At 71.2% G+C, this 24007-nt stretch carries 19 protein-coding genes and 1 pseudogene; 13 read left to right on the plus strand and 7 right to left on the minus strand.

What is annotated here, in order from left to right; all coding sequences use genetic code 11:
• Positions 1–27: 27 nt before the first annotated feature.
• The gene (locus ACIP79_RS17915) at positions 28–1239 is read right to left on the minus strand and encodes an ROK family protein (RefSeq protein ID WP_401224219.1); all 1212 of its coding nucleotides are present in this window, start codon (positions 1237–1239) and stop codon (positions 28–30) included.
• Positions 1240–1525: 286 nt separating this feature from the next.
• A complete protein-coding gene (locus tag ACIP79_RS17920) occupies positions 1526–2620 on the minus strand; it encodes a mechanosensitive ion channel family protein (RefSeq protein WP_401224221.1) in 1095 nt (364 codons plus the stop codon).
• Positions 2621–2893: 273 nt separating this feature from the next.
• On the opposite strand from ACIP79_RS17920, the gene ACIP79_RS17925 reads away from it, so the two are divergent.
• The 4 genes from ACIP79_RS17925 to ACIP79_RS17940 all read left to right on the plus strand — a co-directional run bounded on the left by ACIP79_RS17925 (position 2894) and on the right by ACIP79_RS17940 (position 6549).
• The gene (locus ACIP79_RS17925) at positions 2894–3430 is read left to right on the plus strand and encodes an HNH endonuclease (RefSeq protein WP_358819353.1); all 537 of its coding nucleotides are present in this window, start codon (positions 2894–2896) and stop codon (positions 3428–3430) included.
• 390 nt (positions 3431–3820) lie between these two features.
• Complete coding sequence (locus ACIP79_RS17930; RefSeq protein WP_401224223.1) at positions 3821–4078, plus strand: hypothetical protein; 258 nt, start codon at positions 3821–3823, stop codon at positions 4076–4078.
• Entirely contained in the window at positions 4079–6241 is a 2163-nt protein-coding gene (malQ, locus tag ACIP79_RS17935; protein ID WP_401224225.1) for a 4-alpha-glucanotransferase, read from the plus strand.
• A 59-nt stretch (positions 6242–6300) separates the two neighbouring features.
• A complete protein-coding gene (locus ACIP79_RS17940; protein ID WP_401224226.1) occupies positions 6301–6549 on the plus strand; it encodes a hypothetical protein in 249 nt (82 codons plus the stop codon).
• A gap of 146 nt (positions 6550–6695) precedes the next feature.
• Here ACIP79_RS17940 and ACIP79_RS17945 read toward each other — a convergent pair whose 3' ends face one another.
• The gene (locus ACIP79_RS17945) at positions 6696–7193 is read right to left on the minus strand and encodes a MarR family winged helix-turn-helix transcriptional regulator (RefSeq protein WP_401224228.1); all 498 of its coding nucleotides are present in this window, start codon (positions 7191–7193) and stop codon (positions 6696–6698) included.
• Positions 7194–7421: 228 nt separating this feature from the next.
• Between ACIP79_RS17945 and ACIP79_RS17950 the strand changes: the two are divergent.
• Positions 7422–8289: pseudogene (locus tag ACIP79_RS17950) on the plus strand (EamA family transporter); the annotation flags it as partial.
• Positions 8290–8329: 40 nt separating this feature from the next.
• Here the strand turns inward: ACIP79_RS17950 and pepN are convergent.
• Positions 8330–10939 carry an aminopeptidase N gene (pepN, locus tag ACIP79_RS17955; RefSeq protein ID WP_401224230.1) on the minus strand — a complete coding sequence of 870 codons (2610 nt, stop codon included), beginning with the start codon at positions 10937–10939 and terminating at the stop codon, positions 8330–8332.
• A gap of 112 nt (positions 10940–11051) precedes the next feature.
• Between pepN and ACIP79_RS17960 the strand changes: the two genes are divergently transcribed.
• A complete protein-coding gene (locus ACIP79_RS17960) occupies positions 11052–11525 on the plus strand; it encodes a DUF1203 domain-containing protein (protein WP_401224232.1) in 474 nt (157 codons plus the stop codon).
• A gap of 225 nt (positions 11526–11750) precedes the next feature.
• Here ACIP79_RS17960 and ACIP79_RS17965 read toward each other — a convergent pair whose 3' ends face one another.
• Complete coding sequence (locus tag ACIP79_RS17965; protein WP_401224235.1) at positions 11751–12767, minus strand: aspartate-semialdehyde dehydrogenase; 1017 nt, start codon at positions 12765–12767, stop codon at positions 11751–11753.
• Positions 12768–13036: 269 nt separating this feature from the next.
• Between ACIP79_RS17965 and ACIP79_RS17970 the strand changes: the two genes are divergently transcribed.
• Together ACIP79_RS17970 and ACIP79_RS17975 are read left to right on the plus strand one after the other, a co-directional pair.
• Positions 13037–13570 carry a sigma-70 family RNA polymerase sigma factor gene (locus ACIP79_RS17970; protein ID WP_401224237.1) on the plus strand — a complete coding sequence of 178 codons (534 nt, stop codon included), beginning with the start codon at positions 13037–13039 and terminating at the stop codon, positions 13568–13570.
• Position 13571: 1 nt separating this feature from the next.
• Positions 13572–14321 (plus strand): hypothetical protein, encoded by a 750-nt coding sequence (locus ACIP79_RS17975; protein WP_401224239.1) that lies wholly within the window; start codon positions 13572–13574, stop codon positions 14319–14321.
• A 64-nt stretch (positions 14322–14385) separates the two neighbouring features.
• Here the strand turns inward: ACIP79_RS17975 and ACIP79_RS17980 are convergent, their stop codons facing one another.
• Both ACIP79_RS17980 and ACIP79_RS17985 read right to left on the minus strand, forming a co-directional pair.
• Positions 14386–17694 (minus strand): S8 family serine peptidase, encoded by a 3309-nt coding sequence (locus tag ACIP79_RS17980; RefSeq protein WP_401224241.1) that lies wholly within the window; start codon positions 17692–17694, stop codon positions 14386–14388.
• A 241-nt stretch (positions 17695–17935) separates the two neighbouring features.
• Positions 17936–18472, minus strand: a complete 537-nt coding sequence (locus ACIP79_RS17985) for a CGNR zinc finger domain-containing protein (RefSeq protein ID WP_401224242.1) — start codon at positions 18470–18472, stop codon at positions 17936–17938.
• Between the two features lie 131 nt (positions 18473–18603).
• Here ACIP79_RS17985 and ACIP79_RS17990 point away from each other — a divergent pair, with 131 nt between their 5' ends.
• The 5 genes from ACIP79_RS17990 to ACIP79_RS18010 all read left to right on the plus strand — a co-directional run bounded on the left by ACIP79_RS17990 (position 18604) and on the right by ACIP79_RS18010 (position 23752).
• Complete coding sequence (locus ACIP79_RS17990; RefSeq protein WP_401224244.1) at positions 18604–19047, plus strand: VOC family protein; 444 nt, start codon at positions 18604–18606, stop codon at positions 19045–19047.
• A gap of 53 nt (positions 19048–19100) precedes the next feature.
• Entirely contained in the window at positions 19101–19982 is an 882-nt protein-coding gene (locus tag ACIP79_RS17995) for a pyridoxamine 5'-phosphate oxidase family protein (RefSeq protein WP_401224246.1), read from the plus strand.
• Between the two features lie 9 nt (positions 19983–19991).
• Positions 19992–20441: an NUDIX hydrolase gene (locus ACIP79_RS18000; protein ID WP_401224248.1), complete on the plus strand. Its 450-nt coding sequence runs from the start codon at positions 19992–19994 to the stop codon at positions 20439–20441.
• 264 nt (positions 20442–20705) lie between these two features.
• Positions 20706–22496, plus strand: coding sequence for a TIGR03767 family metallophosphoesterase (locus ACIP79_RS18005; RefSeq protein ID WP_401224249.1), 1791 nt, complete (start codon positions 20706–20708; stop codon positions 22494–22496).
• An 89-nt stretch (positions 22497–22585) separates the two neighbouring features.
• On the plus strand, positions 22586–23752 hold the full coding sequence (locus ACIP79_RS18010; RefSeq protein ID WP_401224252.1) for a serine hydrolase domain-containing protein: 1167 nt from the start codon (positions 22586–22588) through the stop codon (positions 23750–23752).
• Positions 23753–24007: the final 255 nt, after the last annotated feature.

Genomic DNA, 24007 nt, shown 5'->3' on the forward strand with positions numbered 1-24007 from the left:
GGTGATGCTGGGAACGGGCTTACGGGTTCAGCGCGAGGTGTCGAAGACCTCGTCGCGGGTGGCCGCCAGGGCGCTCTCCAACGCGCCGCGCAGCACGGGGTGTTCGTGTACGTCGCCGATCACGAGGCGCGGCCGGGACGCGGCCAGCTCCTCCAGTTCGGCCTGGACCAGCGCGCGCAGCGGTTCGCCGCCCGCGGTGAGCGAGGAGCCGCTGAGCACGACGAGTTCGGGGTCGAGGACGGAGACGAGCGAGGCGAGCCCGGTGGCGAGCCCGGTCGCGTACGTCTCCAGCAGCTGCCGGTGGGGGCCTTCGTCGCGGGCGGCGGCCTGCTGGACGAGGGTGGCGGCGGCCTCGGCGTAGGGACCGCTCGGGATGGGCCGGATGCCCAGCTCGCGCGCGAGTTTGGGGATGGCCTGCGAACCGGCCAGCTCCTGGTAGCCGCCGCTGTTGGCCTTGGTCACCTGCCGTACGAGCGGTGCGCCCGGGACCGGCAGGAAGCCGACCTCGCCCGCGCCGCCGGTCCAGCCGCGGTGCAGCCGGCCGCCCAGGACGAGCGCGGCGCCGAGTCCTCCCTCGTTCCACAGGAGTACGAAGTCCTCGTGGCCCCGCGCCGCGCCGAGCCGCTGCTCGGCGATGGCGACGAGGTTGACGTCGTTCTCGTACTCGACGGGCATGGGCAGCGCCGCCGCCAGCTCGTCGAGGATGCCGGGGGAGTGCCAGCCGGGCAGGTGCGAGGCGTACCGCAGGCGGCCGGTGTTGGGGTCGAAGGCGCCGGGGGTCCCGATGACCACCCGGTGCACGTCGTCCCTGGCGAGCCCCGCCGCCTTCACCGCGCCGTCGAGGGCGTCGGTGACCTGGCGTGCGACGGACTGGGCGGGGCGGCGGCCGGGGGTGAGCAGTTCGTACTCGCCCACGGTCCGCCCGGTCACGTCCGCGACGGCGGCGAGGATGCGCTCGGGGGTGACGTCCAGGCCCGCCGCGTGGGCCGCGCCCGGATTGACCACGTACAGCTGGGCGCTGGGCCCCGGCCGTCCCTCGCTGGTGCCGGTGGCGAGGACGAGTCCGGCCGCCTCCAGACGGGCGAGGAGCTGTGAGGCGGTGGGCTTGGACAGCCCGGTGAGCTTGCCGATGCGGGTGCGCGACAGCGGGCCGTGCGCGAGCAGCAGGTCCAGCGCGGCGCGGTCGTTCATGGCCCGCAGCACGCTTGGGGTGCCCGGCGTACCGGCGGATCCTGCCATGTGTGTCGCCACCTGCCTCTCAGCCGCTCAGCTTCTCAGCGCGGGCGCTGTGAAGTCCACCGGGAGATCATTGTTAGGAAGGTTTCCTATTGATGGGAGGAAAGTAAGCCGCGGTCAGCGGGGGCGTCAATAGGGGGTGGGGGTGGCAACGAACTCGTTACCTGGGGCGGCGGGGCGCTGCGATGGGACGCCGGGGCACGACAGTGGGCCGGGCCGGGCCGGGGCGGACGCGTACCGGACCGGCGAGACGGCCCGGTTGACTTCGCTCTGCTGGTGTTACCTCGTCCTACTTCGTCACGCTCGGCGGCACCAGGGGGGAAGCGGCCTGGGACTGCGGGGACGTGGAGGAGGCGTAGGCGGACGGGGCGGCCATGCCCGCGGTCGGGTCGGCGGGCGGGGTGTCGCCGTCCGGCTGGACCGGGAGACCGCCGACGATACGGATCTCGGCGGCGTCGAAGGCGCGCTTGATGCGCCAGCGCAGTTCGCGTTCGACGCCCAGCGCCTTGCCGGGCATGGTCTTCGCCGAGACGCGGACCACCATCGAGTCGAGGAGGACGTTGTCGAGGCCGAGGACCTCGATCGGGCCCCACAGGCGCTCGCTCCAGGGCTCTTCCTTGCTCATGGTCTCGCCGACCTCGTTGAGCACGGAACGCACGTGGTCCAGGTCCTCCGAGGGGTGCACCATGACGTCGACGCCGGCGGTGGCCCAGCCCTGGGAGAGGTTGCCGATGCGCTTGACCTCGCCGTTGCGGACGTACCAGATCTCGCCGTTGTCGCCGCGCAGCTTCGTCACGCGCAGGCCGACCTCGATGACCTCGCCGGAGGCGACGCCCGCGTCGATCGAGTCCCCGACGCCGTACTGGTCCTCCAGGATCATGAAGACGCCGGAGAGGAAGTCCGTGACGAGATTGCGGGCGCCGAAGCCGATCGCCACGCCCGCGACACCCGCGGAGGCGAGCAGGGGCGCCAGGTTGATCTCGAACGTGCCGAGGACCATCAGCGAGGCCGTGCCCATGATCACGAAGGACGCGACCGAGCGGAGCACCGAGCCGATGGCCTGGGAGCGCTGGCGGCGGCGCTCGTTGTTCACGAGGAGGCCGCCGAGCGCGGTGCCGTCCACCGCCTGCGCGGTGGAGTTCATGTGCTCTATCAGCTTGGTGATCGCCCGCCGCACGGCCATTCTCAGCGCGACCGCGATCACCACGATCAGCAGGACCCGCAGGCCGATGCTGAGCCACGTCGACCAGTTCTGCTCGACCCAGCTGGCGGCGTTCGTCGCGCTTTCCTGAGCGTCCTGGAGCGTCGCGGTCGCCGGGCTCGTCGTCGAGGACGAGGGAGAGGGCGACGGTGTGACGGCGGCCAATAGGACGGGCAAGGACACGGCAGGTACCTCCAGGCGTAGCTGTCCGCCCGCGGCAGGGACATATGAGGGACACCGTTCGGGCAGAACCACCACACTAACGGGGCATTGTGTGTCGATCGTCGTGTCGCCGGGGGGAGAGGCCTTGCCCGCCTGGGAACGCCCGGGGGTGTGGTCGAAAACACTCCCAGCCCGTTACCGGCACATGGTGGCGCTTCCACCAGGCGTTCGGGGACACTGGCCACAGATCGTCCCGGCGCGAGCCACGCGCCGCCGGCGTACAAGGAGGCATCCGTGCCGCACGTCCTGGTCCTCAACGCGTCGTACGAGCCGCTCGGCGTCGTACCGCTCCGCCGCGCGCTCGTCCTCGTCCTGGAGAACAAGGCTGTCTCCCTGGAGGAATCCGGCGCCTTCATGCACAGCGCGACCGTTACTGTCCCCGCACCCAGCGTGGTCCGGCTGAAGAGGTTCGTACGGGTCCCTTACCGGGGGCCCGTTCCCCTTACCCGTCGCGCGCTCTTCGCCCGCGACGGCGGCCGGTGCATGTACTGCGGTGGCGTCGCAACCAGCGTCGACCACGTCATCCCGCGCTCCCGCGGAGGTCAGCACGCCTGGGACAACGTGGTGGCGTCCTGCCGCCGCTGCAACCACACCAAGGCCGACCGTCACCTGGTCGAGATCGGCTGGCGCCTGCGCCATAAACCCGCCCCGCCGACGGGGCTCGCGTGGCGCATCATCGGAACCGGACACAGGGACCCGCGCTGGCTGCCATACCTACAGCCGTACGGCGCGGACGACGCGATGGCCCGGATCGACGGCATCTCCGCCTGAGACCCGGGCCTTCGTCTTGCCCTGTTCCGGCCCCCCCCGGAAGGCCCCTCCCCCGCCTCCTGGGGAGCCGCGACAGGGCAAGTTTTGTCGTGTTTGGGGGCGGTGTGTGAAATGTCATGTGTGGTGTAGCCGGATGGGGTTGGCCCAGCGCCGCCGCTCTCCGGCCGCCGTCAGGTTCCTCCCGGCTGAGGTCGCGTCACCGAATGTCAACCTTCGGTGGCCGAAATAGGTTGTCTGCACCAGTCTGGAGGGATCTCAAGGGAGCGGAATGTGACCACTGCCACGTTGTTCGTCCGGGTACGTCTGGCGTCGCGCCCGGTGGGTAGGGCTGGCGGTAACCCACCGGGGCCCGTGAGGCCCTGGGCCGCCGTACGACGACAAGGAGCCCCCGTGGGCGCATCGGCACACCTTCTGCTCTCGGCCCTCTCCAAACACGAGGCGGAGCTGTCCGCCCGTCTGGAGGGTCCCTATCGGGGTGAGGACCCGCTGCTGTGTGTCTTCAGCGCGGAGGGCGGTTGTGCCGAAACGCCGCTGACCAGTGAGCCCCCGCTGCCCGATGCCTCGCCGCTGACCAGCGAGCCGCCGTTGGCCGACGCGGCGCACCTGACGAGCGAGCCCACCTCCACCGGCGCCGCGTCGGGGGTCTAGATGGCACGGCCCGCGGACCCGCCCCCGACTCCGTTGTCCCGGCTCGCCGGACTGCACGGTGTCGCCACCTCCTACAGCCCGTCCCCGGACCGCACGGTCGCGGCCTCGGACACCGCGGTCGTCACCGCCCTGACAGCGCTCGGCGTCGACGCGAGCACGCCGGAGGCCATCGCCGCCGCCCTCGCCGCCCGGGAAGCCGCGGGGCGCGACCGACTGCTGCCGCCGACCGTGGTGCTGTGGGGGGACCGAGTACCCGACGAACTGACCGGACTGCCGGACGGCACCCGCCTCCGCATCGACACCGAACAGGGCGAGACCCGCGCGTCCGCGGAGCAACTCCCGCTCGGAGTGCACGCGTTGCACGCCACCGCCCCCGACGGCCGCACCGCCGACGCCCACCTCGTGGTCGCCCCCGCCCGGCTGCCCGCGCCGCCCGGACGCACGTACGGCATCCTCGTCCAGCTCTACTCCCTCCTCTCCCGCCGCTCCTGGGGCATGGGCGACCTGGGTGACCTCGCCGAGCTCACCGCCTGGGCCGGCCGGGCGCTGGGCGCCGGATTCGTTCAGGTCAACCCGCTGCACGCGGCCGTGCCGGGCAACCCCACCGACCCCTCCCCCTACCGGCCCTCCTCCCGCCGCTTCCCCGACCCGGTGCATCTGCGCGTCGAGGACATCGCCGAGTTCGCCTACGTCGAGGACCGCGAGCGGCTTCGTACGCTGCTGGAAGGTGCCGCCAGGCTGCGTGAATCCGTGCTGCACAAGGGCGAGTTGATCGACCGCGACGCCGTCTGGGAGCTCAAGCGCCAGGCGCTGGAACTGGTGCACGAGGTGCCGCTCGGGCCCGGCAGGCGGGCCGCGTACGTCGACTTCCTCGCCGAGGAGGGCGAGGCGCTGGAGGACCACGCCACCTGGTGCGCGCTCGCCGAGGTGCACGGCTCCAGGTGGCAGCAGTGGCCGATCGGCCTGCGCGACCCGCGCTCACCCGAAACCGCCCGCGCCCGGGGCGAGTTGATGGACCGCGTCGACTTCCACAGCCGCCTCGCCTGGCTCACGGACGCCCAGCTCGCCACCGCCCAGCGCTCCGCGCGCGACGCGGGCATGCCCGTCGGGCTGGTGCACGACCTCGCCGTCGGGGTGCACCCGGACGGGGCGGACGCCTGGGCCCAGCAGGAGTACTTCGCGGCGGGCATGTCGGTCGGCGCGCCCCCCGACGCCTTCAACGCCCGCGGTCAGGACTGGGGCCTGCCGCCCTGGAGACCGGACCGGCTGGCCGAGTCGGGCTACGCCCCCTACCGCCGCCTCCTGCGCGCCCTTTTCCGGTACGCGGGCGCCCTGCGCATCGACCACGTCATGGGCCTGTTCCGGCTCTGGTGGGTCCCGCAGGGACAGCCGCCCACCGAGGGGACGTACGTCCGTTACGACGCCGAGGCCATGCTCGCGATACTGGCTCTGGAGGCTTCACGCGCCGGGGCGCTGGTGATCGGCGAGGACCTCGGCACCGTCGAACCGGGTGTGCGCGAGAAGCTGCACGAGCGCGGGGTGCTCGGCACGTCCGTGCTGTGGTTCGAGCGGGACTGGGAGGGCGACGGGCAGCCCATTCCCCCCGAACTCTGGCGCGCCGACTGCCTGGCCACCGCCACCACCCACGACCTGCCCTCCACCGCCGCCCGGTTGACCGGCGAACACGTCGAACTCCGGGACCGGCTCGGCTTGTTGACCGGCACCCTGGCCGAGGAGCGGGCCGCCGCCGCCGCGGAGACGGGGGAGTGGCTGGCGCTGCTGGCCCGGCTCGGGCTGCTCCAGGGCGCGACCGGCGGGCTCTCCTCGGTGTCCGAGGAGGCCGAGATCCAGGCCGTGCACCGGTTCCTGCTGCGCACCCCGGCCCGGCTGGTCGGCGTCTGGCTCCCGGACACGGTCGGCGACCGGCGCCCGCAGAACCTGCCCGGCACCTGGGACCAGTACCCGAACTGGCGGCTGCCCATCGCCGATGCCGAGGGGCGGCCGGTGACCCTGGAGGACCTGGCGGCCTCGCCCCGGCTGCACGCGCTGATCGACGTGCTGCGGACCCGCGCGGGAACCGGACCGGACGCGCTCGGAGGCGAGGGCGGGGAGGCCGGGCACGCGCTCGGCGACACGGCCGCGGACGGGGGCGGGCGCCGGTGAGACCTCCGTACGGCACCCCCGGACGCGCGGCCCACCCGGGCGTTCGCTACGTTGGCACCGTGGACAAGAAGAACGCCCTGCGCGCCGGCGCCCTGGCTGCCGGTACGACGCTGATGATGCTGCTCATGACGTCTCCCGCGCTCGCGATCACCCGCGACGACGGTGACGACCCCGGCCCGGGTCTGAGCGTGATCGACACGCTGGGGCTCTACGTCGCGGCTCCGATCGTGCTCTTCGCGGTCATCGCCGGCCTCGTGATGGTGCTCGACAAGTCCGACAAGAACCTGGGCCAGCGGAAGCCGGGCTAGGCCCGGTTCACACCCGCTCCAACTCCATATCCCGTCGCACGTTCCCGTCGAGGGAGTCCGCGCACCCGGCAGGGTCCGCCGACTCCCTCGACGTGTTTCCCGGGCACGAGGGCCGTCCGGGCTGCCCAAACCCGTCGAGCCCCGCCCTAACCCGTCGAGCCGGCCAGCAACTGGCGGAGCAGGTCGGCCAGTTGGCCCGCCTGTTCGTCGTCGAGCGAGGAGAGAGCCTCCGTCTGGACGGCGAGCCCCGCACCGACGGCCCGGTCGATCAGCCGCAGGCCCTCGTCGGTGAGCGTCACCTGGAGTCCGCGCCGGTCGTGCGGGTCGGGTGAGCGACGCAGCAGCCCCGCCCGCTCCAGCTTGTCGAGGCGCCCGGTCATGCCGCCAGTGGTCATCATCAGCGTCGCCGAGAGCTGCCGGGGCGAGAGCGTGTACGGGGCGTCCGCGCGGCGCAGGGTCGCCAGGACGTCGAACTCGCCGCGCGAGATGCCGAAGGGCGCGTACGCCTTCTCCGTACGATCGCCCACCGCGCGCGAGAGCCGGTAGATCCGGCCGAAGACCTCCATCGCCGCGGTGTCGAGGTCGGGCCGCACCGAGGCCCACTGCTCGATGATCGCGTCGACGGGGTCCCTGGGCGTGTTCATGGGGTGAGTATCCGTCGCCGGTCGGTCGGTCGCAAGAAAGTAGCTCGCTGGAGAGTTACTTGGGAGATAGTGACTTGACGGCAAGTAGCTTAGAGCTAAGCTACTTGCCGTCAAGCCACTACCACTCCCTGCCGCCCACTCCCTGTTGCCCCCTCTACGCCCACCCTCTGCACCGCCCCGTCTCCGCCGACCGACTTCGAACGGTCCGACCTCGAATCGGGTGCTCCCATGGCCGCCGCGAACCGCCCCACCCTGCTCATAACCGCCACCGCCCTCGCCCCGGTCTCCTGGGGCAGCACCTACGCCGTCACCACCGAGTTCCTGCCGGCCGACCGGCCGCTGTTCACCGGCCTGATGCGCGCGCTGCCCGCCGGGCTGCTGCTCCTCGGGCTGGCCCGGGTGCTGCCGCGCGGAGTGTGGTGGGGCAAGGCGACAGTGCTGGGCGCGCTGAACATCGGCGCGTTCTTCCCGCTGCTGTTCCTCTCCGCGTACCGGCTGCCCGGCGGTATGGCGGCGGTCGTCGGCTCGATCGGGCCGCTCCTGGTCGCGGGGCTCTCGGTGCTGCTGCTCGGCGACCGCCCGAGCCTGCGTACCCTGCTCACCGGTGTCGCCGCCGCCCTGGGTGTCAGCCTCGTCGTCCTGGAGGCGGCGGGCGCCCTCGACCCCGTGGGTGTGCTCGCGGCGCTCGCCTCGACCGCGTCGATGTGCACCGGCACGGTGCTCACCAAACGGTGGGGGCGCCCCGCCGGGGTGGGCCCACTGGCGCTCACCGCCTGGCAGTTGACGGCCGGCGGGCTCCTGATCGCGCCGCTCGCCGTCCTCGTCGAGGGAGCGCCGCCCGCGTTGGACGGCCGCGCGGTCGGCGGCTACCTGTACCTCGCGCTGGCGAACACGGCGGTCGCGTACTGGCTCTGGTTCCGCGGAATCGGCCGGCTCACCGCCACCCAGGTGACCTTCCTCGGCCCGCTCTCACCGCTCACCGCCGCCGCGATCGGCTGGGCGGCCCTGGGACAGACCCTGACACCGGTGCAACTGGCGGGCATGGCCGTGGCGTTCGGGGCGACGGTGGCCGGGCAGCTGGGCGCGGAGAGGGGCGCCCGGCACCACGCCGGACGCCCCCCGTCACGTACGGCCGACTACGAAGCCGCCGCGTCCGCCGCCTGTGCGCGCAGCGCCCGCTCGACGCCCGAACGGGACTCCGAGATCAGCCGGCGCAGAGCCGCGTTGGGCTCGGCGGAGGCCAGCCAGGCGTCCGTCTTGGCGAGGGTCTCCTCGGAGACCTGAACGGACGGGTAGAGGCCGACCGCGATCTGCTGGGCGATCTCGTGCGAACGGGAGTCCCAGATGTCCTTCACCACGGCGAAGAACCGGTCCGTGTACGGGGCGAGCAGCTCGCGCTGGCCGGTCTGCACGAAGCCGCCGATCACCGCTTCCTGCAAGGCGTTGGGGAGCTTGTCGGACTCGACGACCTGGGCCCAGGCCTCCGTCTTCGCCTCCTCGGTGGGGCGCGCGGCACGGGCGCTCGCCGCGTGCCGCTCGCCCGCCGCCGTCTTGTCGCGCTCGTACTCCGAGGTGATCTCCGCCTCGTCGTAGCGTCCGACCGCCGCGAGCCTGCCCACGAACGACCAGCGCAGCTCGGTGTCGACGGCGAGACCCTCGATGGTCTCGCGGTCCTCCAGCAGGCCCTCCAGGAGGTCCAGCTGCTCCGGCGTACGGGCCGTCGACGCGAAGGCGCGCGCCCAGGCCAGCTGGTGGTCGCTGCCGGCCTCGGCGGACCGCAGATGGGCCAGCGTCGCGTCCGTCCAGCGGGTCAGCAGCGCCTCGCGGGCGTTCGGGTCGGCGTACAGCTCGATCGCCAACTGCACCTGGCGCTGGAGCGACTGCACGACACCGATGTCCGACTCCTTGCCGATGCCCGACAGGACGAGGGAGAGGTAGTCGCGGGTGGCGAGCTCCGCGTCGCGCGTCATGTCCCAGGCCGAGGCCCAGCACAGGGCGCGCGGAAGCGAGGACTCGAAGTCGCCCAGGTGCTCGGTGACGAAGGCGAGGGAGTCCTCGTCGAGGCGGACCTTGGCGTACGACAGGTCGTCGTCGTTGAGCAGGAAGACGTCCGGGCGGCGCTTGCCGACCAGTTCCGGTACGTCGGTCAGGTCGCCGTCGACGTCCAGCTCCACGCGCTCACCGCGCACCAGCTTGCCGCTGTCCGCGTCGAGGCTGTAGAGGCCGACGGCGATGCGGTGCGGGCGGAGCGTCGGCTCGCCCTTGGCGCCCGCGGGCAGCGCCGGGGCCTCCTGGCGGATCGCGAAGGACGTGATGACACCGTTCGCGTCCGTCTCGATCTCGGGGCGCAGGATGTTGATGCCCGCGGTCCGGAGCCACTTCTGCGACCAGTTCTTCAGGTCGCGCCCACTGGTCTCCTCCAGCTTGCCCAGCAGGTCGCTGAGGCGCGTGTTGCCGTACGCGTGCGCCTTGAAGTACGCCTGCACACCGCTGAAGAACTCGTCCGTGCCGACGTACGCGACGAGCTGCTTCAGGACGCTCGCGCCCTTGGCGTAGGTGATGCCGTCGAAGTTGACGAGCACGTCGTCGAGGTCGCGGATCTCCGCCATGATCGGGTGCGTCGACGGGAGCTGGTCCTGCCGGTACGCCCAGGTCTTCATGGAGTTGGCGAAGGTCGTCCAGGAGTGCGGCCAGCGCGAACCGGGGGCGTACGCCTGGCAGGCGATGGAGGTGTAGGTGGCGAACGACTCGTTCAGCCACAGGTCGTTCCACCACTCCATGGTGACGAGGTCGCCGAACCACATGTGCGCCAGCTCGTGCAGGATCGTCTCCGCGCGCACCTCGTACGCGGCGTCGGTCACCTTGGACCGGAACACGTACTGGTCCCGGATCGTCACCGCGCCCGCGTTCTCCATCGCGCCCGCGTTGAACTCCGGCACGAAGAGCTGGTCGTACTTCTCGAACGGGTACGCGTAGGCGAACTTCTCCTGGAACCAGTCGAAGCCCTGCCGGGTGACCTCGAAGATCGCGTCCGAGTCGAGGAACTCCGCCAGCGAGGGACGGCAGTAGATGCCGAGCGGAACGGTCTGGCCGTCCTTCTCGTACACGCTGTGCACGCTGTGGTACGGGCCGACGATCAGGGCCGTGATGTACGTCGAGATCCGCGGCGTCGGCTCGAAGACCCAGATGTCGTCCCTGGGTTCGGGCGTCGGCGAGTTGGAGATGACGGTCCAGCCGGAAGGTGCCTTCACGGTGAACTGGAAGGTGGCCTTCAGGTCGGGCTGCTCGAAGGACGCGAAGACGCGGCGGGCGTCCGGGACCTCGAACTGGGTGTAGAGGTAGGCCTGTTCGTCGACCGGGTCGACGAACCGGTGCAGCCCCTCACCGGTGTTGGTGTAGGCGCACTCCGCGACGACCCGCAGGATGTTGCGGCCCTCCAGCAGGCCCGGGAGCGCGATCCGCGAGTCCTTGAAGACCGCGGCGACGTCCAGCGGATCGCCGTTCAGGGTGACCTCGTGGACGGCCGGGGCCACCAGGTCGATGAAGGACTCCGCGCCGTGCTCACCGCCGTGCTCGTCGCCGCTCGTGTCGCCGCTCTTGTCGACGTCGAAGCGCACCGTGGTCACGGACCGGTAGGTGCCGCCCTCCTGCGCGCCGGAGAGGTCGAGATCGATCTCGTACGAGTCAACGGTGAGCAGCTTCGCCCGCTGCTGCGCCTCTTCGCGGGTCAGGTTTGTGCCAGGCACGCGGTCATCTCCTCGTTATGTGTGGGTTGCGCCATCCTTCCACGGGAGTCGCGCCGAACGCGATGTCCGTTAACCGCCGGAGAAGCGGGCGGGCGCGCGTGACGCTGGAGCCATGACGACCTACACCGCACGACCCATCACCCCCGTGATCCTCAAGGAACTGCGCGTCGCCGACGACGCGGGGCGCGGGATGGATTCCGTGACCGACGAGGAGGGCGGGGCGCCGTTGCGCTGCTGTCTGCGGCGCAGTGTGCCGGGGGAGCTGATCGCGCTGGTCTCCTACGCCCCCCTGCGGCGGTGGGCCTCCGAGACCGGCGCCGAGCCCGGGGCCTACGACGAGCAGGGGCCGGTCTTCATCCACGCCGAGGAGTGCGCCGGGCCTGACGGCCCGGACGGGTACCCCTTCGCCAACGCCCACCGGACGCTGCGCCGGTACTCCGCCGACGGGCGCATCCTCGGGGGCCGGCTCGTCGACGCCCCCGACGACGCGGCCTTCCGGAACGCCTTCGACGACCCGGCCGTGGCGCTGGTCCACGTGCGGGCCGTCGAGTACGGGTGCTTTCTGTACGAGGTGCGCCGGGGGTAGCGGGTTTTCGCCCCCTCCGCCCCTACCCGTCCCGTACTCGGGGGCTCCGCCCCCGAACCCCCGCTCCTCAAACGCCGGAGGGGCTGAAATTTTCCCCGGACGGCGCTAGAGATTTTCAGCCCGTCCGGCGTTTGAGGACGAGCGCGAAGCGCGAAAGGGGGGTCTGGGGGCGCAGCCCCCAGGAACGGGACGGGCAGGGGCGGAGGGGGCGAGCAAAACCCGGCGTCAGGACTTCAGCTCGGCGGCTACCAGCTCCGCGATCTGCACCGCGTTGAGGGCCGCGCCCTTGCGGAGGTTGTCGCTGGAGATGAACAGGGCGATGCCGTGGTCGACGGTCTCGTCGGGGCGGATGCGGCCGACGTACGAGGCGTCCTTGCCGGCCGCCTGGAGAGGGGTCGGGATGTCGGAGAGGACGACGCCCGGGGCGGAGGCCAGCAGCTCGGTGACCCGCTCCGCACTCAGCGGCCGCGCGAACCGGGCGTTCACCTGGAGCGAGTGCCCGGAGAACACCGGGACGCGGACACAGGTGCCGGAGACCTTGAGCGCGGGGATCTCCAGGATCTTGCGGGACTCGCTGCGGAGCTTCTGCTCCTCGTCGGTCTCGTTCAGCCCGTCCTCGACGACCGAGCCCGCGAGGGGCAGCACGTTGAAGGCGATGGGCCGCTTGTAGACCTGCGGCTCGGGGAAGTCGACCGCTTCGCCGTCGTGGGTCAGCCTGTCGGCCTCCGCGACGACCTTGAGGGCCTGCCCGTGCAGCTCGGCGACGCCGGCGAGTCCGGACCCGGAGACCGCCTGGTAGGTGGCGACGACGAGGGCCTCAAGGCCCGCCTCGGCGTGCAGCGGCTTCAGCACCGGCATCGCGGCCATCGTCGTGCAGTTCGGGTTGGCGATGATGCCCTTGGGCCGGTCGGCGATCGCGTGCGGGTTCACCTCGGAGACCACGAGGGGTACGTCCGGGTCCTTGCGCCAGGCCGAGGAGTTGTCGATCACGACGGGACCCTGCGAGGCGACCTTCTCGGCCAGCGCCTTCGAGGTCGCGCCGCCCGCGGAGAAGAGCACGATGTCCAGGCCCGAGTAGTCGGCCGTGGCGGCGTCCTCGACCGTCACACCGTCGAGCACCGAACCGGCCGAGCGGGCCGAGGCGAACAGGCGCAGCTCGTCGACGGGGAAGTCCCGCTCGACCAGGATCCTGCGCATCACTGTGCCGACCTGACCGGTGGCTCCGACGATTCCGACCCTCACGGCGACTCCCTCTGCTTGCGTATGACGTGGTCCAGCGCTTCCATGATGCGTCTGACCAGTGCCCGCGTGTCCAATCCTTTCGCCCCGCCGCCCGAGGAGTGGGACGCGGAGGGGCCGCGGAGAGGCCGCGGGAACACCGGGTCCCGGAACGGTGTGACGTACCTCTCCGAGACCCGTGCCGCGAGGAACGCGGAAAAAGAACGCCGGATCGGGCGAACGTTCCGGCCCGCCCCGGCGTCGTAGGGGAAACGCGGGAGGGGAGGGGTGCTGTGCTGCGCAGAAAGGCCCGCCGCGCTCAGGGGGACGTCCAGGAGGTGGACGATCCGCTGGACGCGGCGCAGGAACGCCGGGTGCGGGCGGTGCTCGCGCTCGGCGGGGTACCGCAGGCGGACCTGCCGGACGGGGTGCAGCAGGTCCGCCTGCGGTTGCTGGAGCGCGCGGCGAAGGGGGACGAGGCGCCGCGTGACGTGTCCGCGTGGGCCGCGGTCGTCGCCTCCAACCTGGCGATGGACTGGCACCGGGCCAAGCGCCGCCAGGAGCGGATAGGCGAACGCCTGGCCTCGCTGCGGCAGCCGGAGCACTCCGCCGACGAGGATTCCAACGTGCTCTCGCTGGCCGTCGCGCAGGGCCTGGACGAACTGCCCGACTCCCAGCGCCAGGTCCTCGTCCTGCGTTTCTACGCCGACCTGCCCGTCCGCGGCATAGCCGAGGAGCTCGGCATCCCGGAGGGCACGGTCAAGAGCAGGCTGCACACGGCGGTTCGGGCTCTGCGCGCCCGCCTGCACGAGGACGAGGTGGTGTGACGTGGCCGAGTACGAAGAAGTCGACGCGCTCCTGGCCGCGATCACGGACGAACCGCTGCCCGAGGGAGCCCGGGACGACGCCGCGTTCATGGCGGAGTACGGCTCGGCGACCGCGGATGTGGCGCTGCTGCGCGAGCGGTTGACGCTCATCGGGGACGCGCTGGCGGAGGGGCCCCGTACGGCGCCGGAGGCCGTGGAGGTCGAGCGGGCCGAGCCGGTTCGCGCGCGGACTCCGCGCAGCCGCCGCCCCCTGCGGATCGCCCTGGGCACGCTCGCCGTCGCGTGCGCCGCCACCCTGGTCGCGGGCATGGGCTGGCTCGTGACGCAGGCGGGACAGGGCGCGAACGACGCCACGTCGAGCGCGGACAAGGCCGCCGGTCCTCAGGACGACGCCGGTGCCGATGAGGACGCCAAGGGGGAATCCTCGCTGAGTGCGCCGGGCTACCTGGCCTGTTCCCGCCTTGTCGTCGAGGGCACGGTCGCACAGCTCGATCGGGTCCCCGGCGCCACCCTGGACCGCGTCACCCTCGACGTGAGCCGCTACTACAAGCCGGACCGGGGCAAGGACCGGATCACGTTCGTGATGGCCGAGGACGCCGACCCCCGGCTCCACAAGGGCGACCACGTCCTGGTCGGCATCCCGCTCAACTCGGGGACGCCCGACATCTGGACCACGGACGAGAAGGAGATCGCCCGGGAACGGGCCTGGATCCTCGATGCCCTGCCCGACTCCCGTGACCTCACCTGCTGACCGACCGCACGCATGAGAAAGGGCGGGCGCCCGAAACCGGACGCCCGCCCTCAAGCCGTAACGACTACGGCGTGACCTTCTCGATCTTCACGCTGCCGAGGCCCGCGACCGTGCCGCGCGCGTTCACCAGCTGGACCTGACCGAAGAACTCGCGTCCCTCGGGCGCCGCGGCGGCGGCGGTGACCGAGGCGGACACCGGGGCCGAGGCGCCGGTGGCGAGCTTGACCGGAGTCGACTGGTCGACCGACACCGTGCCGAGCGCGGACGAGAAGAACACGTCCTGGTAGTCGTAGGCGGTCGAACCCGACGGGATCGAGTAGCCCACGACCTCGACGGTGTACGTGCCGGCGGCGGGCGAGGCGACCGAGACGGCCTCCTCGGAGTCACCGTCGGCGGACGAACCGGCCACGTTCCCGTCGGCGTCGTACACCGTCAGGTCGAGGTCGGCCGCCTGGTCCGAGACGTTGCCGATGGACACGTCGAGGGACTCGGCGCCCGCGGGCACCTCGACCGTCGTCGTCTGCGTCGCACCGTCGGCGATGGTCGGCCGCGCGGTCAGCGAGGAGCCGAGCGGACCGCCCTTCAACGTGCCGTCCAGCGGGGCGTAGTTGTTCGTCACGGTCCACGAAGCGGCGGCCGGGACACCGACCTTGGCCTCGGGAACGGTCACGACGGCCGGGTCGAAGGCGACGCCGAGCACGGAGACGTCCAGCTTGTACGGGTTGTCGAGCAGCGGCGACGTACGGCGCGACTCGACCTCGATCTCCCAGACGCCGGCCTGCGGGTCCGCGTACGAACGCACGTCGGGCTTGCAGCCGTTGCCGTCGAGGTAGTTGTTGTAGCAGTACGGCGTCGAGGTGTTGTCGACCGGAACGCCGTACGGGTGGATCGCGATGAACCGCGTCTGGCTCAGGCCCTTCAGGCCGCCGATCGCGACCTCCAGGGACGTGGCGCCCTCGGGCACGGTCACGAAGTACGACTTGGTGCTGTTGCGCTGCACCGAACCCGACGCCGAGTAGGTGAACTTGACCGGCGCGGAGACGACGACGGTCGACAGGACCTGCTTGTCGACGCCCTCGGTCCTCGGGTCGTCGACCTCCAGGATCGCGCTCTTGAGACCGGCGGACTTCGGCGAGGCCTGGACCTTGACGGTCACCGGCTGGTTCAGCGGAAGCCTCACCACGTCGTCACCGACGACCTTGAAGGTGCCGGCGGCGTTGTTCTCGAAGTACAGCTCGTGGCGGAGCGCCGTGGCGGCGCCGGACGTACGCGTGATCGTGATGTCGTACGTCTTCTTCTGGCCCGCCTTGAGGCCGCCCTCACGGTCGTACAGTCCCGTGCCGAAGCCCGGGGTCTCCAGCGCGTAGTCGATCGCGGTGTCGACCGGCGCCTTCACCGTGTACTCGTGGGCGGTCGCGCCGGCCCTGATGGACCTCCATGCGTCCGGGATGTTGATGAGGCCCGCGCCCTCCTCGTACGCCTGAACGCCCTTGATGTGGTCGGCGGTCGAGGTGAGAGCGGTGCGCAGGGTCGCCGGGGTGAGGTCGATGCCCTTCTGCTCGGCGGCGCTCAGCAGCAGCGCCGAGGCGCCCGCGGCCTGCGGGGAGGCCATCGAGGTGCCCTGGAGCATCGAGTAGCCGGCCGGCAGCGAGTAGCCCGCCTCGGCGACCGGGCCGCCGGGCAGCCAGGTCTGCGTGGTGTTGATCGCGGCGCCGGGGGCGGTCAGCGTCGGGGTGAAGCCGCCGTCCTCGCGCGGGCCGCGCGAGGAGAAGGGCATCATCGCGTACTTGGTCTCCACCTTGGAGCCGTAGTTGGCGGCCCAGGTGTTCTTGGAGATCGACGCGCCGACCGAGATGACCTTGTCGGCCAGGCCGGGGTCGCCGATGGTGTTCGCGCCGGGGCCGGAGTTGCCCGCGGAGATCACCAGCTGGACGCCGTAGGTGTCGATGAGACGCGTGTAGAGCTCGGCGCGCGCGTTGTTGCCGTCGTTCAGCGCGGGCAGGCCGCCGATCGACATGTTGACGATGTCGACGCCGCGGTTGGCGACGAGGTCGATCATGCCCTCGGTGAGCGCGATGTTGGTGCAGCCGCCGGTCCAGGTGCAGGCGCGCGAGGAGACGATCTTCGCGCCGGGGGCCGCGCCGTTCATCTTGCCGCCGAACAGGCCGTTCGCGGCGGTGATGCCCGCAACGTGCGTGCCGTGCTCGGACTCGATGACGCCGATGTTGACGAAGTCGGCCTTCTTGCCGACCCAGGTCCCGCCGTACGGGTCCATGGGGACGTCCTTGCGGATCTCCACCACGAACGGCTGGCGCTCGACGACGTCGGTGGACGGGTTGTCCGTACCGAAGTAGCCGACCTGGTAACCGTCCTTGTACGGCTTCAGCGGTGTGTCGTCGCCGAAGTCGCTGTTGTTGTTCAGGTCGACGCGGACCGTGCCGGCCGCCGCGTCGTAGAGGAGGCCCCACGAGTCGGTGGTGTCGCCGTCCCGGTTCGCGTCGCCCGCGGCGTCGCCGCCGGCGGTCGAGGACTCCCGGAACAGGCTGACCTGGTACGAACCGGCGGGCGCCGTCCAGGTCTTGCCGCTGTAGGTGAAGGTGGGCCCGGAGACCGGCGTGATCTGCGGACGCCAGGTCGCGTCGCTGTCGAGGATCGGGTCGGTCGCGGTGACCCAGTCGACGATCTTGCGCTCGCCGGTGGTGGTCTTCTGGAGCGCCGGGTGCGCCAGGTCCACACCGGAGTCGAGGACACCGATGGTGATGCCCCGGCCGTCCGCCTTCGGGTTGGCCTTCACGAAGTCGACGGCGCCCGTCTCGAAGGACGGGTTGTACGGGTTCTCGGCGGGCGTGCTCTTCGAGGGGGCCGGGTAAGTGGCCGCCGTCGAGACGTTGTTGGCGCGCTTGGCGGTGTCGGCCGTCGGCGTCGGGTCGTCGAGCTCGATCTCCTGGCGGAGGTCGATGCCGTGCACGGAGGCCAGCTTCGCGGCGGCCTCGATGGCGGAGTCGGCCTTGGCCGTGGGGACGGTGGCGCGGACGTAGCCGAGCTTGTCGTAGGACTCGCCCACCGACCCGCCCTTGACCGCGTCCAGTTGGCCGGCGACCTGCTCGGTCTGCCCGGGAGCGGTGGCGATCATCATGGTGACGTTCTTGTCACCGGCGGCCTTGGCGTCGGCGAGCAGGTCCGCGTCGTCCGAACCGAGCTTCTCGCTCGCGGACTTGATCACGGGGTCGGCCGCCGGAGTGCCGGTGTCCGCGGAGAAGGCCATCGGTATCGGCCCGGCCGCGGAGAGCGCGGCCACCAGGCCCGCGGCCACGGCTATCCGGGCCACGCGTCTCGCGCCCGATATCGGAACGCGCTGAGGGTCGGAGGTCATCAGCATCCCTTGTAGGTAAAGGAACGAGCGTGGAGCGACCTGCCCCGACGGTCATTCGGGACGGGACCGCATCAGTCCGGTATGTGAACCCGGATGACCGCTCAGCTTTACCCAAGGGGCACTTGTTTGGGGAGGGTTGACCGGGGCGGGTTGGAGTCATGGCGTACTTCCGCCATACGTCACGCCGGTGAAAGACCGCTAATGCGGGACATGCCGGAATGCCCCGGCGGCCCGTACGAAGTCAGCTGTCCTTCGTACGCGCGTAATGGCGGGACGCCTTCGCCCGGTTGCCGCAGGCGGACATCGAGCACCAGCGCCGGGTGCCGTTCCGCGAGGTGTCGAAGAAGTGCAGGACGCACGACTTGTGCGCGCACGCGCGGATCCGGTCGGGGGCGGTGCCCAGCAGTTCCAGGAGGTCGCGCGCGGCGAACCAACCGGGACCCCGGGCCGGCTCGTCGAACTCGGCGCTCTCGCCGCGCCCTTGGGCGGTCAGCGTGAGGCGGACGCGCCCGTGCGCGAGGACGGCGTCAACACCGGCGGCCCCCTCGGCCAGGGATCCGTCGACGACGGCGCGCAGAGCGTCCCGGGCCTGGAGCGTGTACCGCAGGACGGTTTCGTCGGCCGGGAAGTCCAGCCGGTTGGCCGCCAGCCACACCGCCAGCCCGTCGGTGTCCGCCAGCAGATCCCGTACGGCCCCCTCGTGTATCCAGCGGGTGTTGAGCAGGTCGAGCGAGACCGGCTCCCCGGTGAGCGGACGCGGGTCGGACGTGGTGGGCATGGCGGAGACTCCCCTCGGTGCTAACCGCTCAAGAGTAGGTGACTGGTTGCACCTCTCGATTCTAACCTCTAATGTCTATTAAAGAGGTTAGGCTCGGACGGGAGCCCGCCACCGGACAGAAGGGGACTGTCATGACTCCGCGCACCGGCCACATCGGTCTGAACGTCACGGACCTCGACCGCTCGCTCGGCCTCTACCGCGACGTGCTCGGCTTCGAGGTGATCGGCGAGGGCAAGGAGGAGGACCGGCGGTATGCGTTCCTGGGGGAGAGCGGCCACCTCGTCCTCACCCTGTGGCAGCAGGCGCGGGGGGCGTACGACAGCGCTCGCGCCGGCCTGCACCACCTCGCTCTGGAGGTCGACTCGCTCGACCGGGTCAGGGAGTACGAGACCGCGCTGCGCGGCCACGGCGTGGAGTTCGCGCACGACGGGGTGGTCGCCCACGGCGAGGGCGCGTCATCCGGCGGCATCTTCTTCCACGACCCCGACGGCACCCGCCTGGAGATCTACGCGCCGAGCGGCGCCGAGGACGCGCCCGCACCGTCCGGATCCGCCCCGACCTGCGGTTTCTTCTAGTTCTTCGCGATAGTTCTTTTCGATAGTTCTTTCCGAGCCGAGAGGGGCACCCCGTGACGTTTCACGCAGGTTCACGTGCCGTGCAGGACCGGGTCGGCGTCCGTGACATCGCCGACCATGTCGGCCAGGCCGTCGGACAGGGCATCCGCCCGGTGGCCGCCGCCTTCCTGGAGCAGCAGCCGATGCTGGTGATCGGCGCCGCGGACCCGGCGGACGGCGCGGTGTGGGCCTCGCTGCTCACCGGTGGGCCCGGTTTCGTGCGGGCCACCGGCCCCCACCAGATCTCGGTGCTGGGCGGGGTCCGCGCGGGCGACCCGCTCGCCGCCGCGCTCGCCGCCGAGGACACCCCCGTCGGCACCATCGCGCTCGACCCGCGCACCCGCCGCCGGATGCGCCTCAACGGCCGGGCCCGCCCCACCCCCCGCGGCTTCGCGGTCGAGGCGGAGCAGGTCTTCGCCAACTGCCCGAAGTACCTCCAGCGCAGGGACTCGTACGAGACGGCCGACCGCCCCTCCGTCACACCTCGGCGGAGTTCCGAACTGACGTCGGAACAACGCGAGTTCATCGAGTCCGCCGACACCTTCTTCATCGCCACCGTGCACGAGGACGGCGCCGACGTCAGTCACCGGGGCGGCAACCCCGGCTTCGTCCGCGCCACCTCGCCCGGCGAGCTGAGCTGGCGCGACTATCCCGGCAACTCCATGTTCCTGACCCTCGGCAACCTCTCCGTCGACCCGCGGGCCGGGCTGCTCTTCCTCGACTGGACCTCCGGGGCCGTGCTCCAGCTCACCGGCACGGCGCGCACCGAGTTCGACGAGGACGGGGAGCGCACGGTCCGCTTCACCGTCACCGCGGTCGTCGAGACCCCGGCCGCCAGCCCGCTGACCTGGTCCGCCCCCGAGTATTCGGCTGCCAATCCGACTCCGGCGCGCTAACGTCACGGCGTGCGCGAGGAGTTGAGGGTGGCGGCCTACGCCATATGCGTCCGGGACGGCGAACTGCTGCTCGCCCGCGGCCACGACGACGACGGCACCCCCGAGTGGATGCTGCCCGGCGGCGGCATGGACCACGGCGAGGACCCCTACGACACCGTCGTCCGGGAGGTCGAGGAGGAGACGGGATATCTCTTCGAGGCCACCGCCCTGCTCGGCGTGGACTCGGTCAGCCGCCGGATCCCGCGCCGCCTCGGCGTCGTCGCCGACCACCACGCCCTGCGGCTCGTCTACGAAGGGCGGATCACCGGCGGCGAACTGCGTCCGGAGGCCGACGGGTCCACCGATATGGCGGCCTGGCACCCGCTGGACGCCGTGTCCGGGCTCAACCGGGTCGGACTGGTCGATATCGGGCTCACGCTGTGGCGACGGCGGCCGGCCGTGGGCCGCGTGACGAAGTAGCGCCCGCACGACTCGTACGCATCGGTGTTCCCCTCCCAGATGAACACGGAGTGACCGACTCCAGGCCGTTCGAGGTGAGCTCCATGGACGCCCATGGTCGCGCGGAGTTGCCCAAGATCCACGTACGGTGATCGGCGCTGCCCGTTGTGGTCCAGTTAACGCGCAGGTCACCCCCGGTGCCAACGATCCAGTATGAGCGGGGCGTTCGCGACGCGAGCCTCCCGCGACCACTGTCGACGCGTTCGCAATCGGGGAGATCGCGCCATGTCGCGCATACGCTCTGTCGCCGCCGCTGCATCCGACCTCAACCGCCGCACCCTGCTGGCAGCCACCGGCGCGGTGACCGTCTCCGCCGGGATCGGCTTCGCCCTGCGGCCCGCGTCCGACGCGCACGCGGCGGCGGAGGCACAGGCCGCCACGGACGTGGCCGCCGCCGGTCCCGCCGAGGCGCCGGTCGCGGTGTCCCGCCGGGCACCCCTCGACCGTCTCGACCCCTACGAGCGCGGCACCACCCTGAGCAGCGTCTCCGCCCCCCGTTCCGGCTCCACCGGATACCGGCGGCTCGGCGGCGGCCCCGGCTGGAAGCGGGTCGTACGCAGCGAACTGGCCTCCGCCAAGTCGGGCCGGGCGGCCAGGCGCACCGCGCTCGCCTCGTTCGTGCAACTCACCGACCTGCACCTGATGGACACCCAGCACCCGCTGCGCCTGGAGTTCATGCGCTCGACCGACGTGCACAGCTGGCGCCCGCAGGAGATCCTGTCCGTGCAGGGCGCGGTCTCGCTCGTCGAGCGGATCAACTCGCTGCCCGGAGCCCCCGTCACCGGCTCCGCGCTGCACTTCGTCATGACCACCGGCGACAACACGGACAACAACGCGAAGTCCGAGCTGGAATGGTTCATGAAGGTGATGAGCGGCGGTCGCATCACCCCCGGCAGCGGCGATCCGCGCTCCTACGAGGGCGTCCAGGACAGCGGACTCAAGCAGTACTGGCACCCCGACTCCACCCTCCGCGACGCCGACAAGCAGCGCGGCTTCCCGCACATCGAGGGCTTCCTGAAGGCCGCCACCGCCGAACTGCGCAGCCCCGGCCTCAACCTCCCCTGGTACTCCACGGTCGGCAACCACGACTCCCTGCCGCTCGGTTGCTACGCCTCCCACAGCGACCCCTTCCTCACCGACTTCGCCGTCGGCGGCAAGAAGCTGATGAGCGCGTCGGCGGCCGACTGCAAGCCTTTGAAGGAAGCCATCCAGAAGGCCACGGACCCCAGAGGCGTGCGGTACCGCGAGTTCCTCCAGGCCCACGCGCGCGACCTGCGCCCGGTCACCCCGGACGAGAAGCGCGCCCCCTTCACGCCGGCCGACTACCTCAAGGCGCACCTCGACCCGGCGTACACGGCCAACGGCCCCGTCGGACACGGCTACTCGTCGGCCAACGTGGCCGCGGGCACCCAGTACTACTCGTTCCGCGTCTCCGACGACGTCATCGGCATCAGCCTGGACACCACCGACCCGGGCGGCCACTACCAGGGCTCCCTCGGCGCCGCCCAGCTGAAGTGGCTCGACCGGACGCTGCGCGACAACAAGGACTCCTACGCCGTCGTCTTCAGCCACCACACCAGCGCGTCGATGACCAACACCCGCCCCGACCCGGCCCGCCCGAACGAGAAGCGCCACACCGGCAAGGACGTCCTCGCCCTGCTCGCCGGCCACGCCAACGTCCTGGCCTGGGTCAACGGCCACATCCACCGCAACGAGATCACCCCGCACTCCGCGCCGGGCGGCCGTTCGTTCTGGGAGATCTCCACCGCCTCGCACGTGGACTATCCCCAACTCGCCCGCGTCATCGAGCTGGTGGACAACAAGGACGGCACGATCTCCCTCTTCACCACCTGCGTCGAGGCCGCCGCCCCGCCCGCCACGGACTTCACCGACCTCACCCAGACCGGCCTCGCCGCCCTCTACCGCGAGCTCTCCTTCAACGCGCCGGGCGCCCGCTCGGACCTGGCGGGCACGTCACGGGACCGGAACACGGAACTCGTGCTCAAGAAGGGCTAGATATCACTCAACCGGCCCACACCCGGGCAACCCCCTCGCCCACCACCGGGTCCCCCTTCCCGACCGAGCCCGGCGACAAGGGGGAACCCATGAACTACCGGAACCACAGAGGCCGCAGGCGTACCCGTACGGGACTGGTGGCGGCGACGGCGGTGACACTGGCGGCGGCTCTGGCGGGACCCGCGCTCGCGGCCCCGCCCGCGAAGGGCGGCCACGGCGGGACCCGTGCGGCGATGGACGCCGCCGTGCGGGACGGCGTACCGGGTGTGACGGCGACCGTGCGGGACGGGAACGGCACCTGGGCCGCCGCGTCCGGAGTGGGCGACCTGAGGACGAAGAAGCCCCGCGGCACGGCCGACCGCTACCGCGTGGGCAGCATCACCAAGACCTTCGTCTCCACCGTGGTGCTCCAACTGGAGGCGGAGGGAAGGCTGTCGCTCGACGACAAGGTGGAGAAGTGGCTCCCGGGCGTGGTGCGGGGCAACGGCCACGACGGACGCCTGATCACGCTCCGACAGCTCCTCAACCACACCAGCGGAGTCAACAACTACACCGACGACGAGGACTTCGGCCGCAGGTACTTCCTGAAGGACGGCTTCCTCGAACACCGCTACGACACCGTGACCCCGGCCCAGTTGGTCGCGATCGCCATGACGCACAAGCCGGACTTCGCGCCGGGCACGTCCTGGAACTACTCCAACACCAACTACGTACTGGCCGGCATGGTGATCGAGAAGGTCACCGGCAACTCGTTCGCCTCGGAGATCGGCCGCCGGGTCATCGAGCCCCTGGGCCTGCGCGCCACCCTCGTGCCCGGCACCTATCCCAAGGTGCCCCGGCCGAGCAGCCGCGCCTACGGCAAGCTGGCGCCGACGACGACGGGGCCGACGTACGACGTCACGGAGCTCAATCCCTCGTTGGCCTCCGCGGCGGGCGAGATGATCTCCAGCGGCTCCGACCTGAACCGCTTCTACACCGCCCTGCTCCGCGGCAGGCTGCTCCCGCCGCGGCAGCTCAAGGAGATGAGGACCACCGTCCCGGTCGGCGAGATCCCGAACGCCGGGTACGGCCTCGGGCTCATCGGCCGCGAACTGAGCTGCGGGGTGTACGTCTGGGGCCACGGCGGCGGCATCCACGGCTCCTCGTCGGAGTCCGTGACCACCGCCGACGGCCGCCACTCCCTGTCCTTCAACTTCAACGGCGACTGGTCGGGAGACAGCGACGCGGTGATCGAGGCGGAGTTCTGCGGCGACTAGGGGGTGTCGTTTGGATCAGCCCGGGTCCGCGACGCCTGGCACGGCACCTCGCCGCGTTGTCGCATCACCCGAGTACGCCCAGTACGCGGATGACGCTCCGCCTTGCGATGCACCGCACCAGACGCCGCGGCCTGATCCGGCCTGATCCAAACGACACCCCCTAGTAGTGCTTCGTTAGGTTCGTGCTCTGGGTCTGCTGGCGATGAGAGGGCGGCCGCAGGTGGTGCAGATGCCGGTCCAGCACCTCAGCAGGTC

Origin of the sequence: Streptomyces sp. NPDC088747 (genome assembly GCF_044751025.1) — a bacterium.
In the GTDB taxonomy this organism is placed as follows: Bacteria; Actinomycetota; Actinomycetes; order Streptomycetales; family Streptomycetaceae; genus Streptomyces.

What these genes read in the sequence shown, in the direction of transcription:
- ACIP79_RS17915 (WP_401224219.1), bottom strand. Translation starts at nt 1,239, where the DNA reads ATGGCAGGATCCGCCGGTACGCCGGGCACCCCAAGCGTGCTGCGGGCC.
- malQ (WP_401224225.1), top strand. Translation starts at nt 4,079, where the DNA reads ATGGCACGGCCCGCGGACCCGCCCCCGACTCCGTTGTCCCGGCTCGCC.
- ACIP79_RS17945 (WP_401224228.1), bottom strand. Translation starts at nt 7,193, where the DNA reads ATGAACACGCCCAGGGACCCCGTCGACGCGATCATCGAGCAGTGGGCC.
- ACIP79_RS17960 (WP_401224232.1), top strand. Translation starts at nt 11,052, where the DNA reads ATGACGACCTACACCGCACGACCCATCACCCCCGTGATCCTCAAGGAA.
- ACIP79_RS17980 (WP_401224241.1), bottom strand. Translation starts at nt 17,694, where the DNA reads ATGACCTCCGACCCTCAGCGCGTTCCGATATCGGGCGCGAGACGCGTG.
- ACIP79_RS17985 (WP_401224242.1), bottom strand. Translation starts at nt 18,472, where the DNA reads ATGCCCACCACGTCCGACCCGCGTCCGCTCACCGGGGAGCCGGTCTCG.
- ACIP79_RS17990 (WP_401224244.1), top strand. Translation starts at nt 18,604, where the DNA reads ATGACTCCGCGCACCGGCCACATCGGTCTGAACGTCACGGACCTCGAC.
- ACIP79_RS18005 (WP_401224249.1), top strand. Translation starts at nt 20,706, where the DNA reads ATGTCGCGCATACGCTCTGTCGCCGCCGCTGCATCCGACCTCAACCGC.
- ACIP79_RS18010 (WP_401224252.1), top strand. Translation starts at nt 22,586, where the DNA reads ATGAACTACCGGAACCACAGAGGCCGCAGGCGTACCCGTACGGGACTG.